This window comes from Rhizobium sp. NLR10b, from assembly GCF_019685435.1.
Taxonomy (GTDB): Bacteria; Pseudomonadota; Alphaproteobacteria; order Rhizobiales; family Rhizobiaceae; genus Rhizobium.
Genome location: NZ_JABDWV010000003.1, coordinates 46807 through 63016, shown reverse-complemented (window position 1 = coordinate 63016; position 16210 = coordinate 46807). Strand labels below are relative to the sequence as shown.

The 16210-nt window shown below is 63.3% G+C and carries 15 protein-coding genes and 1 pseudogene; 11 read left to right on the top strand and 5 right to left on the bottom strand.

Annotated features, from left to right (window positions below):
- Nucleotides 1-45: 45 nt before the first annotated feature.
- From HJB91_RS05210 to HJB91_RS05190, 5 genes are all read left to right on the top strand, one after another.
- Nucleotides 46-1335, top strand: a complete 1290-nt coding sequence (locus tag HJB91_RS05210; protein WP_210629504.1) for an RsmB/NOP family class I SAM-dependent RNA methyltransferase — start codon at nt 46-48, stop codon at nt 1333-1335.
- 202 nt (nt 1336-1537) lie between these two features.
- Nucleotides 1538-2812 (top strand): imelysin family protein, encoded by a 1275-nt coding sequence (locus tag HJB91_RS05205; protein WP_221153585.1) that lies wholly within the window; start codon nt 1538-1540, stop codon nt 2810-2812.
- 43 nt (nt 2813-2855) lie between these two features.
- Nucleotides 2856-4631, top strand: a complete 1776-nt coding sequence (locus HJB91_RS05200; protein ID WP_259669837.1) for a di-heme oxidoredictase family protein — start codon at nt 2856-2858, stop codon at nt 4629-4631.
- Nucleotides 4631-5731 (top strand): imelysin family protein, encoded by a 1101-nt coding sequence (locus HJB91_RS05195; RefSeq protein ID WP_221153584.1) that lies wholly within the window; start codon nt 4631-4633, stop codon nt 5729-5731. The genes HJB91_RS05200 and HJB91_RS05195 overlap by 1 nt, the downstream gene beginning before the upstream one ends.
- A 4-nt stretch (nt 5732-5735) precedes the next feature.
- Nucleotides 5736-6833, top strand: a complete 1098-nt coding sequence (locus tag HJB91_RS05190) for a DUF1513 domain-containing protein (protein WP_221145745.1) — start codon at nt 5736-5738, stop codon at nt 6831-6833.
- On the opposite strand, the gene HJB91_RS05185 is transcribed toward HJB91_RS05190, so the two are convergent.
- The gene (locus tag HJB91_RS05185; protein WP_221153583.1) at nt 6815-7891 is read right to left on the bottom strand and encodes a DUF2252 family protein; all 1077 of its coding nucleotides are present in this window, start codon (nt 7889-7891) and stop codon (nt 6815-6817) included. The genes HJB91_RS05190 and HJB91_RS05185 overlap by 19 nt on opposite strands.
- Nucleotides 7892-8132: 241 nt before the next feature.
- On the opposite strand from HJB91_RS05185, the gene HJB91_RS05180 reads away from it, so the two are divergent.
- The 3 genes from HJB91_RS05180 to guaA all read left to right on the top strand — a co-directional run bounded on the left by HJB91_RS05180 (nt 8133) and on the right by guaA (nt 10892).
- Nucleotides 8133-8582 (top strand): PaaI family thioesterase, encoded by a 450-nt coding sequence (locus HJB91_RS05180; RefSeq protein ID WP_064707699.1) that lies wholly within the window; start codon nt 8133-8135, stop codon nt 8580-8582.
- Nucleotides 8579-9217 carry a 5'-methylthioadenosine/S-adenosylhomocysteine nucleosidase gene (locus tag HJB91_RS05175; RefSeq protein WP_011423682.1) on the top strand — a complete coding sequence of 213 codons (639 nt, stop codon included), beginning with the start codon at nt 8579-8581 and terminating at the stop codon, nt 9215-9217. Before HJB91_RS05180 ends, HJB91_RS05175 begins: the two co-directional genes overlap by 4 nt.
- Before the next feature lie 112 nt (nt 9218-9329).
- Nucleotides 9330-10892 (top strand): glutamine-hydrolyzing GMP synthase, encoded by a 1563-nt coding sequence (guaA, locus tag HJB91_RS05170; protein WP_210629509.1) that lies wholly within the window; start codon nt 9330-9332, stop codon nt 10890-10892.
- 25 nt (nt 10893-10917) lie between these two features.
- Here guaA and HJB91_RS05165 read toward each other — a convergent pair.
- Nucleotides 10918-11545 (bottom strand): annotated as a pseudogene (locus HJB91_RS05165) (GyrI-like domain-containing protein); the annotation flags it as partial.
- A gap of 107 nt (nt 11546-11652) precedes the next feature.
- Between HJB91_RS05165 and HJB91_RS05160 the strand changes: the two are divergent.
- On the top strand, nt 11653-12183 hold the full coding sequence (locus tag HJB91_RS05160; protein WP_221145735.1) for a dihydrofolate reductase family protein: 531 nt from the start codon (nt 11653-11655) through the stop codon (nt 12181-12183).
- A 116-nt stretch (nt 12184-12299) separates the two neighbouring features.
- Here the strand turns inward: HJB91_RS05160 and HJB91_RS05155 are convergent, their stop codons facing one another.
- The 3 genes from HJB91_RS05155 to HJB91_RS05145 all read right to left on the bottom strand — a co-directional run bounded on the left by HJB91_RS05155 (nt 12300) and on the right by HJB91_RS05145 (nt 14777).
- Nucleotides 12300-12845: a YbhB/YbcL family Raf kinase inhibitor-like protein gene (locus tag HJB91_RS05155; protein WP_210629511.1), complete on the bottom strand. Its 546-nt coding sequence runs from the start codon at nt 12843-12845 to the stop codon at nt 12300-12302.
- Between the two features lie 38 nt (nt 12846-12883).
- On the bottom strand, nt 12884-13738 hold the full coding sequence (locus tag HJB91_RS05150) for a helix-turn-helix domain-containing protein (RefSeq protein WP_221145733.1): 855 nt from the start codon (nt 13736-13738) through the stop codon (nt 12884-12886).
- Between the two features lie 142 nt (nt 13739-13880).
- Nucleotides 13881-14777 (bottom strand): LysR family transcriptional regulator, encoded by an 897-nt coding sequence (locus tag HJB91_RS05145; RefSeq protein ID WP_210629513.1) that lies wholly within the window; start codon nt 14775-14777, stop codon nt 13881-13883.
- Between the two features lie 126 nt (nt 14778-14903).
- Between HJB91_RS05145 and HJB91_RS05140 the strand changes: the two genes are divergently transcribed.
- Nucleotides 14904-15278, top strand: coding sequence for an Atu4866 domain-containing protein (locus tag HJB91_RS05140; RefSeq protein ID WP_221145731.1), 375 nt, complete (start codon nt 14904-14906; stop codon nt 15276-15278).
- A gap of 43 nt (nt 15279-15321) precedes the next feature.
- A complete protein-coding gene (locus HJB91_RS05135) occupies nt 15322-16173 on the top strand; it encodes an oxidoreductase (protein ID WP_221153582.1) in 852 nt (283 codons plus the stop codon).
- Nucleotides 16174-16210: the final 37 nt, after the last annotated feature.

Sequence of the window (16210 nt, the reverse complement as noted above, 5' to 3'; positions counted from 1 at the left end):
CTGTGTGCGGATCGTTCACACGGCACGGCAACAGGAGATATGTGAATGCGTCTGGGCGGCCGCCTCGAAGGGGCGATTTCTGTGCTCGCGGACATTGATGCCCGCAAGCGACCCGTCGCCGACGCACTCAAGGACTGGGGCCTTGCCCATCGCTTCGCCGGTTCCGGCGATCGTGCGGCAATCGGCAACATCGTCTACGACGCCTTGCGCATGCGGCTTTCGCATGCCTGGCTGATGAATGACGACAGCGCTGCGGCTATTGCCCACGCCGTCATGTTCCGTCAATGGGGCTTCACCCCAGACAGTCTTGCCGCCGAACTCGCCGACGACAAGTTCGCGCCGGCGCCGCTTTCACCCGAGGCCGCAGCCGCCTTTGCAAGCCGCTCGCTCGAGGACGCGCCGCCGCATATCCGCGGCGATATTCCCGAATGGGTGCAATCCTCCTTCGAACAGGCTTTCGGCGCCGGCTGGCTCGCCGAAGCACAGGCGCTTGCCGCCCGCCCGACGCTTGATCTGCGCGCCAACATCCTGAAGGCTTCGCGCGACAAGGCGGTCAAGGCGCTCGAAAGAGCCGGCGCGCATGCCGCGAAGATCGCCCGCTACGGCATCCGGATTGCCGCCGGCGAAGGCGCCTCGCGTCTTCCCAACGTGACAGCCGAGCTTTCGTTCCAGAAAGGCTGGTTCGAAGTTCAGGACGAAGGTTCGCAGATCGTCGCCGATCTGGTGCTCGCGCGCGAGGGCGAACAGATCCTCGATTATTGCGCCGGCGGCGGCGGCAAGACGCTCGCCATGGCCGCCGCCATGCAGAACAAGGGTCAGGTGCACGCCTATGACGCCGACCGCAAACGGCTGGCGCCGATCATTGAGCGGCTGAAGCGGGCAGGCACGCGCAATGTCCAGGTGCATGACGACGCCAGGGGGCTGTCGGGTCTTGCCGGGCGCTGCGACAAGGTGCTGGTCGACGCGCCCTGCACCGGCACCGGCACATGGCGCCGCCGCCCCGACACGAAATGGCGGCTGACGGCGAAGAACCTCGACGAACGCACCGCCCAGCAGCAGGACGCGCTGGCGCAGGCGAGCGGCTTCGTCAAACCGGGCGGCGAACTGATCTATGTCACCTGCTCGGTGCTGCCGCAGGAAAATGAGGAACAGGTGCGCCGCTTTACGGCCGGGAACCCTGATTTTGAGATCGTCGGCGCCCTGCCCGCCTGGGACGGCCTGTTCGGAAAGCAGGCGCCGCGTCCGCACTCTTCCGATGGCCTGACCGTGACGCTGACGCCCGCCTCCACCGACACGGACGGCTTCTTCTTCTGCCGCATGCAGCGGAAGGGCTGACGCCCCCCCGCTGCATGCGCAGACTGGGGCCCGTCATTTCGACGTGAAGTGCTGATCTTCAGCCAAATGCACCTGAAAGACCGGGGTGCGCCGGCCCGCGCCATTCTTAAAATCATTCCAAACTAGAGCGTTTGACACCAGTTTACTTTTGCGCGAAGAGACGGAGCCCGATTAGACGGAAGATCCGTCACAGGAGAGGATTATGAAGCTCAATACATTCCGCGCAGCCGTGCTGGCGATTGCCCCCGCCGCCCTGCTCGCCCTTCCCGCGCAGGCCGAGACCGATGCTGGCGCCGTGGTGAAACATTATGCCGAGGTGGCGCATGCCAAATATGAGGACTCGCTGACGACGGCCAAGGCGCTCGACGCCGCCATCGACGCCTTCCTGAAGGCGCCGACCGACGAGACGCTGAAGGCCGCCAGGGATGCCTGGATCAAGGCGCGCGTACCCTATCAGCAGACCGAAGTCTATCGCTTCGGCAATCCTGTTGTCGACGATTGGGAAGGCAAGGTCAACGCATGGCCTCTCGACGAGGGCCTGATCGACTATGTCGACGCCTCCTACGGCACCGAGAGCGACGAAAACTCGCTCTATGTGGCCAACGTCATCGCCAACAAGACGATCAAGATCGACGGCAAGGATGTTGACGCCTCGAAGCTGACGCCGGAATTCCTCTCCGGCACGCTCGCCGAAGCCGCCGGCATCGAAGCCAATGTCGCGACCGGCTACCACGCCATCGAATTCCTGCTCTGGGGCCAGGATCTGAACGGCACCGGACCGGGCGCCGGCAACCGCCCGGCCACCGATTACGACCTCAAGAACTGCACGCACGGCAATTGCGACCGGCGCGCCGAATATCTGAAGTCCGCCTCCACCCTGCTCGTTTCCGACCTCAAGGAAATGACCGATGACTGGAAGCCGGACGGGGTGGCGACGAAGACCGTCGAAGCAGATCCGAAGGCCGGCCTCGTCGCCATCCTGACCGGCATGGGTTCGCTTTCCTATGGCGAACTTGCTGGCGAGCGCATGAAGCTCGGCCTGCTGCTGCACGATCCGGAGGAAGAGCATGATTGCTTCTCCGACAATACCTACAATTCGCATCTCAACGACGCGATCGGCATCGCCGCCGCCTATACCGGCAACTATACCCGCGTCGACGGCACCAAGCTCAGCGGCCCGTCGCTGCAAGACCTCGTCGCCGCCAAGGACAAGGCGCTCGATGCCGAGATGGAAGGCAAGCTCAACAAGACGCTCGATGCGATGAATGCCATGGCAAAGCGCGGCGAGACGGTCGAGAAGTACGACCAGATGATCGCCGAGGGCAACAAGGAAGGCAACGCGGTCGTCCAGGCCGCCATCGACGGTCTGATCGACCAGACGAAATCGATCCAGCGCGTTGTTGCCGCACTCGATCTCGGCGCGGTTCAGCTTGAAGGTTCCGACAGCTTGGATAATCCTAACGCCGTCTTCAAATAAGCAAAAGGCGGGCCGCTCTCAGTGGAGCGGCCCGGACTCTGAAATGCCGTCTATTACCTCCCTCATTCCTGTGTCCTCAGGGCTCCGCCCGACGGATGTCACAGGAATCCAGCCACGGCGTGTCGGCGCCGTGAATGACTCGGTCAGGGGAGAGTCTTCCGCGCCCAAAGACTTGGGCGCACTGGATTCCTGTGACATCCCTCGCGTTAAACCCGAGGAAGAGAATGAGGGAGTAGAGCGGGAAACAGGCGCCAGCATCGTCGAGCTTGGCGCTCGGAAAGGTCGCCTCTTCTCGAAACTCCGCCTCTCCCTCCGCATCGCCACCTTCGCCGCCCTTGCGGGAGCGCCCCTCGCTTTCGCCTCCGGCTTCGACCTGCCGGCGAAACGCACCGACCTTTCCGAGGCCGATCTCGCACGCGTCGCCGACATCACGCAGCCGACCCAGGATTTTTCCAAGGCCGAACAATATGAAGCGATGCAGGCAGGGGCTACGACCTCGATCGACCCTGTCACCGAAGACAGCTTCTCGCATATTTCGGCCAATATCCCCTTCGAGGAAGAGCAGAATTTCAGGCTTGGCAACGCGCTCTTCCGCAAGCTCTGGGTTTCCGCTCCCTCTTCGACGCAGGCCTCCGATGGCCTCGGACCGCTCTTCAACGCCCGCTCCTGCATGAGCTGTCATGTCAATGATGGCCGCGGCAAACCGCCGGAGGGGGGGCCGAGCGCCGTCTCGATGGTCCTGCGGCTTTCCCGTGCCGTCGCAACACCGGTGGAAAAGAAGGCGATAGCACGGGCGGATGTCGTCAATTTCCCCGACCCGGCCTATGGCCATCAGTTGCAGGATCTTGCCGTTCCGGGCCTTGCTGCCGAAGGTCGGATGACGATCAGCTATCACGACGAAAAAGTGACGCTCGGTGATGGTGAGACCGTGTCGCTGCGCCGGCCTGCTTACGGGGTGAAGAACCTTGCCTACGGACCGCTCGATCCCGCAACGACGATCTCGGCGCGTGTCGCTCCTGCGATGATCGGGCTCGGGCTGATCGAGGCCATTCCCGAGGCTGACATCCTTGCCCACGCCGACCCGGACGATACCGACGGCGACGGCATTTCGGGCAAGGCGGCGATCGTTCGCGACCACCGCAGCGGCAAGATCACGCTCGGCCGGTTCGGCTGGAAAGCGCAGAACGCTACAGTTCGCGACCAGAGCGCCGATGCTTTCGCCAACGATGTCGGCATCTCGACGCCCGATCAGCCGGACGCGCAGGGCGATTGCACCAAGGCGGAAGAGAAATGCCTTGAGATGCCGACCGGGGTGCAGAAACGGCTGGGTGCAGAAGAAGCCCCGGGTCCCGTTCTTGACCTCGTGACTTTCTATTCGGAAAATCTCGCCGTGCCGGCGCGGCGCAAGGCGAGCTTTCCCGACACGCTGCGGGGAAAGCGGATTTTTTACGAAACCGGCTGCATTTCCTGCCATGTGCCGAAATTCGTCACCGCCCGGAATACGCCCGACGAGGCGCAATCCTTCCAGCTGATCTGGCCCTATTCCGATTTTCTTCTGCACGACATGGGCGACGGCCTTGCTGATGGGCAACAGGTCGGGCTTGCAAGTGGACGTGAATGGCGCACGCCGCCGCTATGGGGTATAGGACTGACCCGGACTGTCAGCGGACACAGCTTTTTCCTGCATGACGGCCGTGCGCGAAACGTCACCGAGGCGATTCTCTGGCATGGCGGCGAAGCTGAAAAGGCCCGCAACGCTTTCTCCTCCCTGTCTAAAGACGACCGGGCGGCCCTGATTACGTTCCTGGAGTCACTTTGATGCGCCTTTGGCACCCCTTGCTCTGCCTCACTCTGATCGGCCTCGCCACATCGGGGGCCGCCCAGACCGCCGCGCCTCCGGCAGGGTTGAACGAGGATGCCGTTCCCGCCGTCTTGCAGCGCGCCGTCGACGAGGTGATCCGCCCCGGCTATCGCAACATGCAGCAATCGGCCGCCCGGCTGACGACGGCGATGAAGGATCTCTGCGACGGCGGCACGCAGCAAACGCTCGACAAAGCGAAATCGGCCTTCGACGACACGATCCGCTACTGGTCGATCATCGAGATCGTCCAGACCGGGCCCGTTATCCAGGACAATCTCTTCGAGCACATCCTGTTCTATCCCGACCGCAAGGGTGTCGGCTTGAGGCAGGTGCAGGCGCTGATCGCCAAGGCCGATCCGAAGGACGCGACCGTCGATGCGATCGCCGGCAAGAGTGTGGCGCTGCAGGGCCTGACAGCGCTGGAATATGTGCTCTACGGCAACGGCTCGGAGGACCTCGTCAAGCAGAAGGGCGGCTTCCGCTGCCTTTACGGCGCAGCGGTCGCCGGCAATATCCAGCGTGAGGCCGGCGAAGTCGTCGCTGCCTGGGAAAAACCCGATGGCGTGCAGGCGAGCTGGAAACATCCGGGCCCGCAGAGCAATGATTTCATGGACAACAAGGAAGCCGTGACCGCACTGCTCGGCATTCTCGTCCACGGTGCGGAGAATGTCCGCGATCAGCGGCTGGAGCAGTTCTACAAGGGCAAGGACACCGCGCCGCGCCCGCGCATGGCCATCTACTGGCGTTCGAAGAACACCTGGAAAGCGATGGCTGCCAATCTGGAAGGCCTGCGCACGCTCTGGCAGAAGGCCGGCATGGCCGAGCTTCTGCCGGCAGACAAGCGGTCGGTTGCCGCCTTGATCGACGCGGATTTCAAATCGCTGCTCGACAGCGTGCCGAAGCTCAATCCGGACATCGACGTCGCCGTGAGCGATGCCGAGAAGGCCAAGCTCGATGCGCTGCTTGCCGACAGCCGCCAGCTGATTACCAGTATAAGCGACGAATATGGCTCGGCCATCGGCCTGTCGGCCGGCTTTTCCTTTTCGGACGGAGACTGAAGCGATGATACGAAGCACCACGATCGATCGACGCAGCTTCGTCAAGGCGGCAGGGATCGGCTTCCTTGCGGCCTTGACGCCAAGGTCGCTGATGGCGTTGGAGCGCTCGGACGCCGTCTATGCCTCGGGCATTCGCGCCGCCGACGGCTCCTTTGCCATCGCGACGGTGACGGAACGCGGCGAGATCATCGATCAGGTGGCGCTTCCCGCCCGGGCTCACGGCATGGCCTTCAGCGCCGCCACCGGCAAGACCGTCGCCTTTGCGCGCCGGCCCGGCACCTATGCGATGATCTTCGATCCGCGGAATAAGGGTCAGCCGATCGTCATCAGCTCCCGGGACGACCGGCATTTCTACGGCCACGGCGTCTTCTCGCCCGACGGCCGCATTCTCTACGCCAGCGAGAACGATTTCGACGCCAACCGCGGCATGATCGGAATCTACGATGCGACCGACCGCTTCACCCGCATCGGCGAATTCGAGACCTACGGCATCGGCCCGCACGACATGACCGTTTCCGATGACGGACGCCTGCTCATCGTTGCCAATGGCGGCATCGAGACGCATCCGGATTTCGGCCGCACCAAGCTCAATCTCGGGGCGATGCAGCCATCGCTTGTGCTGATCGATGCGGCGACGGGCGCGTTGATCGAAAAACATGTGCTGCCGGCCGAATGGTCGCAGCTGTCGACCCGCCACGTCGACCTCGACGGCGACGGCCGCATCTGGTTCGCCTGCCAGTATGAAGGCCACCGCAAGGACCTGCCGCCGCTTGTCGGTCATTTCGCCAAGGGCGAAGATCTTTCCTTCGTCGAGCTGCCGGAAGAGACGACGCGCAGGCTTGCCAACTACGTCGGCGCGATCGCCGTCAATCGCAGCGAAGGCCTCGTCGGCATCACCTCCCCGAAAGGCGGCGCCTCGGTGACGATCGACGCGAAAACCGGCAAGGTGCTGGCCGAGACGGTCATTGCGGATGCCGCGGGCATCGCGCCGGCAAGAGAGGGCTTTGCCGTCTCCTCCTATGATGGCGACTTCCTGTCGACCCGCAGCGCCGTCGCCTGGGATCAGCACATCGTTCGGATCTCTCAGCCGACGCGCGCATAGGCCTTCTGCTCGGTACTGATCGCCGACGCCGCGGCCCTTGCCGCTTCATGCAGCCATTCGGTCCCGCGCACCCGCAGATCGTCCAGGATCGCCACCGCCGCCGTCGGATCGTCGGAATGGCAGTTGGCGATCTCAAAGCCCATCAGCTCGAGCATCGTCGGCGCAAGCAGGATTTCCGGGTGCTTGTCGATCTCGATCTTGCGGCTGTTCGGCGAGAGCCGGCGCAGGAGGATATGCCCGGAGACGGTATAGTGAGGATCGGCCGAGCGCATACGCCCTCCGGCAATCTTGTCCGCATGGATCGTCCCGTGCTGCGGCCCGTGGCAAAGCGACCAGGCCGACTGCACCAGCGCCTTCGCCTCGCGCAGAACCGGCCCGCCCTGCCATTCGCAATAGGCGACGAAACGTGGCCGACCGAGACTGCCGGTGCCGGCGCGATGCGGCTTGGCCACGAAGCGACCTGAGCCGGATGGCAATGCACCGGTAAGCGCCTTGATATAGGCGGGAGGCGCCGGTTTCTCGCCGGGACGCAGGGTCTCGTATTTCTCCCAAAATTCCCGGCGTTCGGCATTCGGCAGCACCAATGCCTTGCGGAGCCATTTGTAGTCGCGCTCGAGGATGACGGGCAGCGGATTCTCAAGGCCCCTGCGATAGCCGGTGAGGATCAGTTCGCCGACCATGCGGACGGACGGGCCGTTGTCGCCGCGCGCCAGGATGGCGCTTGCCGCCAGACGAACGAGGTCGAGCGCATAAGGCATGACCGCCGCGTCGTCGAAATCATTGACGCCCCAGACAAGCCGGCCCTCGACGTCGCGCCAGGTGCCGAAATTTTCCAGATGCATATCGCCGACTGCCAGCACTTCAGGCGCACCTGCGAGGTCCGAGCAGATATCGAGGATGGTTTCGCACCAGCGCCAATAGGTGGCGCGCAGGAAGACGAACGCGTTGCTGCGCATCTTCTTGTGCTTCTCCCGCAGATCCTTCTTGACGAGATCGTTGCCGAGTTCGCCAGCCAGCCAGTTCTCGAAATTCCGCACCGATTGCGATATCGTCGTCATGCCGCTGATGCACCATCATTTCGAGTTCGACGCGAGAATACGCGCTCCGCGCGAGGCTGCAATCGCCATTGCACGGTTTCGGTGGTGCTGATGAAGCAGGCTTGTGGAGCGACGGCACGGCGAAAGGTTGCCCCAGCGACACGGTTTCCGGTTTCCGGCGGCATCGGCACGGATTTCGGCAAGGTCCAGCTTGTCGAATCCGGCCCGTCATGCCACTTTCCCGGCTTCGAGAGGGGCAGCCATGAGCGAGACTGACAGGGGCGATTTCCGCGCGCGAATCCGCCGCAATTTTGCGCGCCAGGCGGCGATGCAGACGATCGGCGCGGAGCTGACGCGCGTCGAGCACGGCGTCGTCGAGATCGAGCTTCCCTTCGACGTCAAACTGACACAGCAGCACGGCATCCTGCATGCGGGCATCATTTCGGCGGCGCTGGATTCGGCCTGCGGCTTTGCGGCCTACAGCCTCATCGATCCCGAGGCCTCGATCCTGACGATCGAGTTCAAAGTCAACCTGATGTCGCCGGGGCGTGGCGAGCGCTTCCTGTTTCGCGGCGAAATCACCAAACCCGGCTCCACCATTATCGTCGCCGACGGACGAGGCTACGCGATCAGCGACGGGCCGGCGAAACTCATCGCCTCCATGACCGGAACGATGATGGTCATCCGCGGCAGAGAAGGAATCACAGGATGAAGTTCGAGCTGAAGTCGGTCGCAGGAAAATCCATGCTTTTCGTCATGGCGGCGGAGGCCGAATACGGCTCCTTCCTGCGTTCGCGCATCGAACCCTTGATGACCGGCGTCGGCCCGGTCGAGGCGGCGGTCGCGCTGACCAAGACCCTGGCACGGCTGGATGCGGCCGACGACCTGCCGGATCTCGTGGTTTCGCTTGGCTCGGCCGGTTCGGCGAAACTGGAGCAGACCGAAGTCTATCAGGTGAGCTCGGTCTCCTATCGCGACATGGACGCTTCGCCGCTCGGTTTCGAAAAGGGTAGGACGCCGTTTCTCGACCTGCCCGCGGCGCTCGAGCTGCCGCTGCGCATCCCCGGCATTCCCGAAGCAAGCCTTTCCACCGGCGGCAACGTCATCTCGGGCGCCGCCTATAGCGACATCGACGCCGACATGGTCGACATGGAGACTTATGCAGTGCTGCGCGCCTGCCAGGGCTACAAGCTGCCGCTGATCGGCCTGCGCGGCATTTCCGACGGTGCGGTCGAACTGCAGCATATCTCCGGCTGGACAGAATATCTGCATATCGTCGATCGCAAGCTCTCCTACGGCGTCGACAGCCTGTTCACGGCGCTGGAGGACGGGGTTTTCTGGTTTTAGAGTTCAGCGCCGCGCGTCTTCTCCGACGCGCGGGGACAATCGGAACAATAAAAACTCGACGCCGCCGATTTCCCGGATTGCCAGGCGAAGCGCTTTTCTTTAAAGCCTCGCCATGACCCAGACAGCACATCCCGACTCCGTTCTCATCGTCGATTTCGGCAGCCAGGTGACCCAGCTCATCGCACGGCGCGTGCGCGAGGCCGGCGTCTATTGCGAGATCGTTCCCTTTCAATCCGCCGAAGAGGGCTTCAAGCGCCTGCAGCCGAAGGCGGTGATTCTGTCCGGCAGTCCGGCTTCGACGGTCGACGAAGGGTCGCCGCGAGCACCCCAGATCATCTTCGACAGCGGCCTGCCGCTCTTCGGCATCTGCTACGGTCAGCAGACGATGTGCATGCAGCTCGGCGGCAAGGTCGAAAGCGGCCATCACCGCGAATTCGGCCGCGCCTTCCTCGACGTCGACAAGGACTGCCAGCTGTTCGAAGGCCTCTGGTCCTCCGGTTCGCGCCATCAGGTGTGGATGAGCCATGGCGACCGCGTCACGGCGCTGCCGGATGGTTTCGAGGTGGTCGCCACCTCTTCCAATGCGCCCTTCGCCTTCATCGCCGACGAGAAGCGCAAATATTACGGCGTGCAGTTCCATCCGGAGGTCGTCCATACGCCCGACGGCGCCAAGCTGATCGGCAACTTCATTCACAATGTCGCGGGCATCAAGGGTGACTGGTCGATGTCGGCCTATCGCCAGAAGGCGGTCGAAGAGATCCGCAAGCAGGTGGGCGACAAGCGCGTCATCTGCGCGCTTTCGGGCGGCGTCGACAGCTCCGTCGCGGCGCTGCTGATCCATGAGGCCGTCGGCGACCAGCTGACCTGCATCCTCGTCGACCACGGCCTGATGCGCAAGGACGAGGCGGCCAATGTCGTCGCCATGTTCCGCGAGCATTACAATCTGCACCTCCTGCATGTCGATGCGTCGGACCGTTTCATCGGCGAGCTCGAAGGCGTCAGCGATCCGGAGACCAAGCGTAAGATCATCGGCCGGCTCTTCATCGAGACCTTCGAGGAAGAGGCGAAGAAGCTCGGCGGCGCCGATTTCCTCGGCCAGGGCACGCTCTATCCCGACGTCATCGAGAGCGTTTCCTTCACCGGCGGCCCGTCGGTGACGATCAAGTCGCATCACAATGTCGGCGGCTTGCCGGAGCGCATGAAGATGCAGCTCGTCGAGCCGCTGCGCGAACTCTTCAAGGATGAGGTGCGCGCGCTCGGCCGCGAGCTCGGCCTGCCCGACAGCTTCATCGGCCGCCATCCCTTCCCCGGTCCGGGCCTTGCGATCCGTTGCCCCGGCGGCATCACCCGCGAGAAGCTGGAGATCCTGCGCGAAGCCGATGCGATCTATCTCGACGAAATCCGCAAGGCCGGGCTCTACGACGCCATCTGGCAGGCCTTCGCCGTGCTGCTGCCCGTCCAGACCGTCGGCGTCATGGGCGACGGACGCACCTACGAATTCGTCTGCGCATTGCGCGCGGTCACGTCAGTCGACGGCATGACGGCGGATTTCTACCACTACGACATGGAATTCCTCGGCCGCGCCGCCACCCGCATCATCAACGAGGTGCGCGGCATCAACCGCGTGGTCTACGACGTCACATCGAAGCCGCCCGGCACGATCGAATGGGAATGAGGGCAGAAGCCGCCCTCCGAGACCGCTATTTCAGCGGCAGAAACAGCTCCGCCACCGCCTCATGCTCCGGCACCTCCGGGAAGAAGCTTAGCCGCTGGCAATAGATCGGGAAATCGCGTGCTTGCTCGCCGCTCGCCGGAAGCCAGTCGCGATAAAGGTAGAGTGCCGGCCTCCAGATTATCGGTATTGCCGAGGACGCGCAGCACCGCGCAGCGCCCGCCGGGGATCTCGCCGGCTTTGATCCCTTCGCCCGCCTCGATCGGCCGGCTGGTCCCCACGCAGAGGTCGACGCTATAATCGGCAGGCTCAGCAGGGCGCCGTTCTGAACGCCAGACGTTGAAGGTCGGACTTGTCCTGGGGTGCAGACCGGCGGCCTTGCGCCAGGCGATGAACCGCTGGATGGTGGCGGCGAGCATCGCCGGGTCACCCCGATGCTGCATGATCGCCACCGGCGTGGGCGGCACATTGCGGATCGTCATGTCGTTGGGGGTAAAAGTCTTCTGCATCAGCTTGCTCCTGGCGTTGTCGAGAGGTCCGAAGGCCGCAAGCCACGGCTCCCAGTCGGGAGACTTCCGGAACGACGAAGGCGATTGACCGAACCTTTGCCGAAAGGCGCGGGCGAAAGCATCCGGTGCGGTGTAGCCGGCCTTCATCGTATAGCCAAAAACCAATTGCAAATTAAAATCAGTTGATCTAGCCTATTTCCTATCGGTGCGCAGCCGAACGCACGTGGATGCTCCGTTCAAAAAGGGAAGTTGGCATGGCCAAGCTCGTATTCGGGATGAACCAGTCGCTGGACGGCTACGTCGACCACACGGCCTTCGGGCCAAGCCCCATCCTCTTCCGCCACTTCGTCGAGCAGGCTCGGAGGCAGGCGGGCAGCGTCTACGGCCGTCGGACGTATGAGGTCATGCGTTATTGGGATGAGGATCATCCCGAGTGGAATGCAGAGGAACAGGCCTTTGCAGCGGCGTGGCGGAAGCAGCCGAAATGGGTGGTCTCGCGGTCATTGACGTCGGTCGGCCCCAACGCCAGCCTTGTCGGGGATGATCTCGAGGGCGCGATGCGCGCTCTAAAGGCCGAGCGTGACGGAGAGATCGAAGTTGCCGGGCCGGACCTGGCGCAAAGCCTTACCGGACTCGGCCTGATTGATGAGTATCACATCTACCTGCATCCCGTCGTGCTTGGCCACGGCAAACCATATTTCGCCGGGCCCCGACCGCCGCTTCGTCTTGTGAGCCATAATCTGATCGACGAGAATGTGATCAAGCTCACCTATGTTCCTGCCTAATGAGGAGCCGCAAGTGACGTTGCCGGCGAAGACGGAAGGCACGCATAGGCCGGCCGAGGTTCAGTCACCACGGCCGGCCTTGATTGTGTAAGGACGTTGCGGATCCAGAGCCAGCTTCAGCGGCCGTAAGTCACCTCGATCGAGGCCTTGTCGAGCGTGTTGGCCCTGACATAGAAGCCGACCATGGCGCCCGGCGCCGTCTCCGGAAGCGGAAGCTTGTCCACCTTGAGCGCGTAGACGGTGAACTGGTAGCGGTGCGGCTTATCGCCGGTCGGCGGGCATGCGCCGCCATATCCGGAAGTGCCAAAATCGGTGTGACCTTCCACGGCGCCTGCGGGAAGCTTCTTGCCACCACTTGCGCCGGTGGCAATCTTCGAAATATCTGCGGGGATATTGAACACCGACCAATGCCACCAGCCGGAGCCTGTGGGCGCATCCGGATCGTATGCCATGACGGCGAAGCTCTTGGTACCCTCGGGCGCGCCCGACCAGGCCAGTTCCGGCGAAATGTTTCCGCCCGAGCAGCCGAAGCCGTTGAAGACCTGCGCGTCGGCCATGGCCTTGCCGGCGGCTAGATCCTTCGAGGTGAGCTTCATTTCGGCGTGGGCGGCCGTGGCGCCGAAGACGGAGGCGGCCATAAGTGCTGCTGTGATCAAACGCATTGTTGTTCTCCTTGGTTGACGATGCCGGGAAACTATCGTCACCGCTCCAGCGCATCTGCCCCGCTCTGCTCAATTTCTGCCCCGATCCGCTCAAAGTGCTCGGGGCCGCTGCGTACATGACGCGGGCTGACGCCAAACCGCTCCTTGAAGCGTGCGGAAAATTGCGAAGGCGAATCGTAACCGACCTCCAGCGCAACCTGCGCCATCGGCAATGTCGTCGTCTGGATAAGCGCCAGAGCGCGGTTCATCCGGGTATCGCTCAAGACCTCGCTGAAGGCGGTATTCTCGGCGGAGAGCCTCCGCCTCAGCGTCGCCTCACTCATGTTGAACAAGCCCGCAGCATTCGCCAGCGTCCAGGCGCCGGCCGGATCAGCTTCGATCATCTGCCGCAGCCGGTCCTCAAGTCGAGGGCTTTCGCATCGGCCGAGCACCGCCCCGCAGAGCGCGAACCAGGTGACGAGTTCCATCAGACGGGCCTTGGCGATGGCGCCCGGAAGCCGCGCCAGATTGCCCGGCTGACTGCAATATTCGAACAAGGCAGCAGCTTCCTCCGGCAGCCTCGAGGTGCTGGCCGGAAGAGGCCGTGATGGCACGGCGACCGATCCCATCCTATCATAAGCGTCCTCGAAAAGCTGTCGCGGAATTGGAAGCGCCAGGGTCTGGTATTTCTGCGGCGCCTTCGGAATGTTCTCCATCGTCAACGGCCGGTGGTCGGGCAAGAGGCCGTAATCGCCGGCCTCAAGGCGCAAAGGCTTGTCATCCGACATGACGATCTTCGTTCCAGACTGGACCTGGATCAGCAGCGGGCTGGTCGTGACGAGGCGATGGAAGCAGGCTCGCCCACCCTGGCGGATCAATGCCCTGGTCGGAATGGGAAAGACGTCGTCGAGCATATTTTCTCCGCCAGCGGATGTTCAGAACGGCGACCGGAGGGGCCAGCATGACGTCGCCCGCTCGGCCATCGACTAGGTGCTCGGGAATACCAAAACCACATGCCGGCAGCAACCATGCCAGCGGCACGGCACTTGATTAGGCCTAATTACCGGCCGACCGGCGCACATAGTCGACCAGCGCGCGCAGTTTCACTGGCTGCCTCTGGCGCCTGGGATAATAGAGATAGAAGCCCGGAAATGGCGGGCAGAACTCCACCAGCAGCGGCACGAGTTCGCCGCGATCGATATAGGGCTCGAAAGTTTCCACCATGCCGAAGGTGATTCCGGCCCCAGCGCAGGCGATGCGGATCATCATTCCCATGTCATTGGTCGTGACCACGGGATCGACGGCGACGTCGAAGTCGCGGTCGTTCTCCGTGAACTCCCAGCGATAGGGCGCGGTATCCGGGCGCGGCCGCCATCCGATGCAGGCGTGGTTCTCCAGGTCGCGGGGATGGCGAGGCGAACCGTGACGCTCGAGATAGCTTGGCGATGCGGCGGCGCATTGTCTCTGTGGAGACGAAACCGAAATCGCGATCATATCCTGCTCGATCACCTCGCCCAGTCTCACACCAGCGTCGAAGCCGGCTTCGACGATGTCGAATTCGTCATCGGTGATGGTGATATCGAGCTTGATGCCCGGGCAGGCCTGCATAAAGCCGGCGAGCAAAGTCCCGGATAGGAAGCGCTCGGCGATGGAGGAAACGGTGATCCGCAGCAGGCCGCTCGGGCGCGCCTGCATGTCGCGCACCGTCTGCATCGCATCCCTGACCTGGCGCATCGAGGGACGAACCACCTCAAGGAAGACTTCGCCGGCCTCGGTCAGGCTGACGCTGCGCGTCGTGCGCTGAACCAGGGGCGCACCAAGCCGGTCCTCAAGACGCTGCAAGGCCTGGCTGACGGCGGAGCGGGTCACGCCCAGACGCTCGCCGGCGAGCCGGAAATTCCGGGCCTCCGCTACGGCGAGAAAGACTGAAATGCCTTCGAGATCATCGGCCATTGGTTAGCAATGTTAACCAAGCCATCCGGCATTGGCAACTTAATCGCGCGGCTCGCCAAGATTATCTTCCTGTCGAGGTCAAGGCATGGCCTAGCCCCAAGCGCTCCCCGCTCGAAAGGAGGCGCGATGCGAAAGTTTTACAGCAGCCCAGTTCTGCATCTCTTCACCGCCATCATTCTGACCGGCACCGCGACGCCGGCGTGGTCGGCCGACGCTCCGAACGTGCGAAAAACCAAGTTCCAACAGCCAAGCGAGAACACCATGCAGCAGCATCCCTATGTCGGAATGTGGGTCACCGACGACGGCCGCGTCCGACACGGACTCCTGCCCGACAATCGTTACGACGAGGCCCGCGGAAGCCGGGAGAGCGCCTATCGCGGACGCTACGAAGTCACCGGAACGCACATTGAATACTGGGACGATACGGGCTTCACCGCCGACGGCGATTTCGTCGACGACAATACGCTCCATCACGGCGGCATGGTGCTTCGCCGCAAATGACCGCTCGCGCACAGGAAAGGGCCGCATAGGACGGCCGGAAAGGATGACGACCATGTCTTCCACCACACCCATCTGGTTCATCACCGGCGCATCATCCGGCCTCGGCCGGGCACTCGCCGAAGCGGTCCTGGCGCGCGGGTGGCGCGCTGCCGTTACGGCGCGCAGACCCGATACGCTCAGCGATCTCACAGCAGCGCATGGGAAGCGGGCGCTGGCCCTCGCCCTCGACCTAACCGACGGCCGCTCCATCGCCGCTGCGGTCCACGCCGCCGAGGCGCATTTCGGCGCCATCGATGTTCTCGCCAATAATGCCGGCTACGGCTATCTCTCGGCGATCGAAGAGGGCGAGGATGCCGAGATCCGCGCCCAATTCGAGACCAATGTCTTCGGGTTGATCGCCGTGACCAAACAGGTTCTGCCCCGCATGCGCTCACGCCGGCAGGGGCATATCTTCAACGTCTCGTCGCTCGGCGGGCTCGTCGCCTTCGCCGCGACCGGCTACTACCACGCCACGAAATTCGCGGTCGAAGCCCTGTCGGAATCGCTGGCCCATGAGGTCGGGCCGCTTGGCATTCGTGTGACGATCCTGGAGCCCGCCGGCTTCCGCACGGATTGGGCCGGCCGGTCGATGGTCGAATCCAGCACGATCATCGAAGACTATGCCGAGACCGCGGGCAAGCGGCGCCAGGCCACCCGCTCAATCTCCGGCAAGCAGCCGGGCGATCCCGCGCGCGCGGCAAGCGCAATCATATCGGCCTTCGAGGCGGGCGAACCGCCGCTGCGTCTGCTGCTCGGGGCAGCTTCCCTGAAGATCGCCCGCGATCGGCTCGACACGCTGCGCGCCAATTTCGATGCGTGGGCGAAGACGACTCTCAGCGCCGATTTTCCGAGTTGACCATCACGAAAATCCTCAATCTGCTCATGGAGTTTGA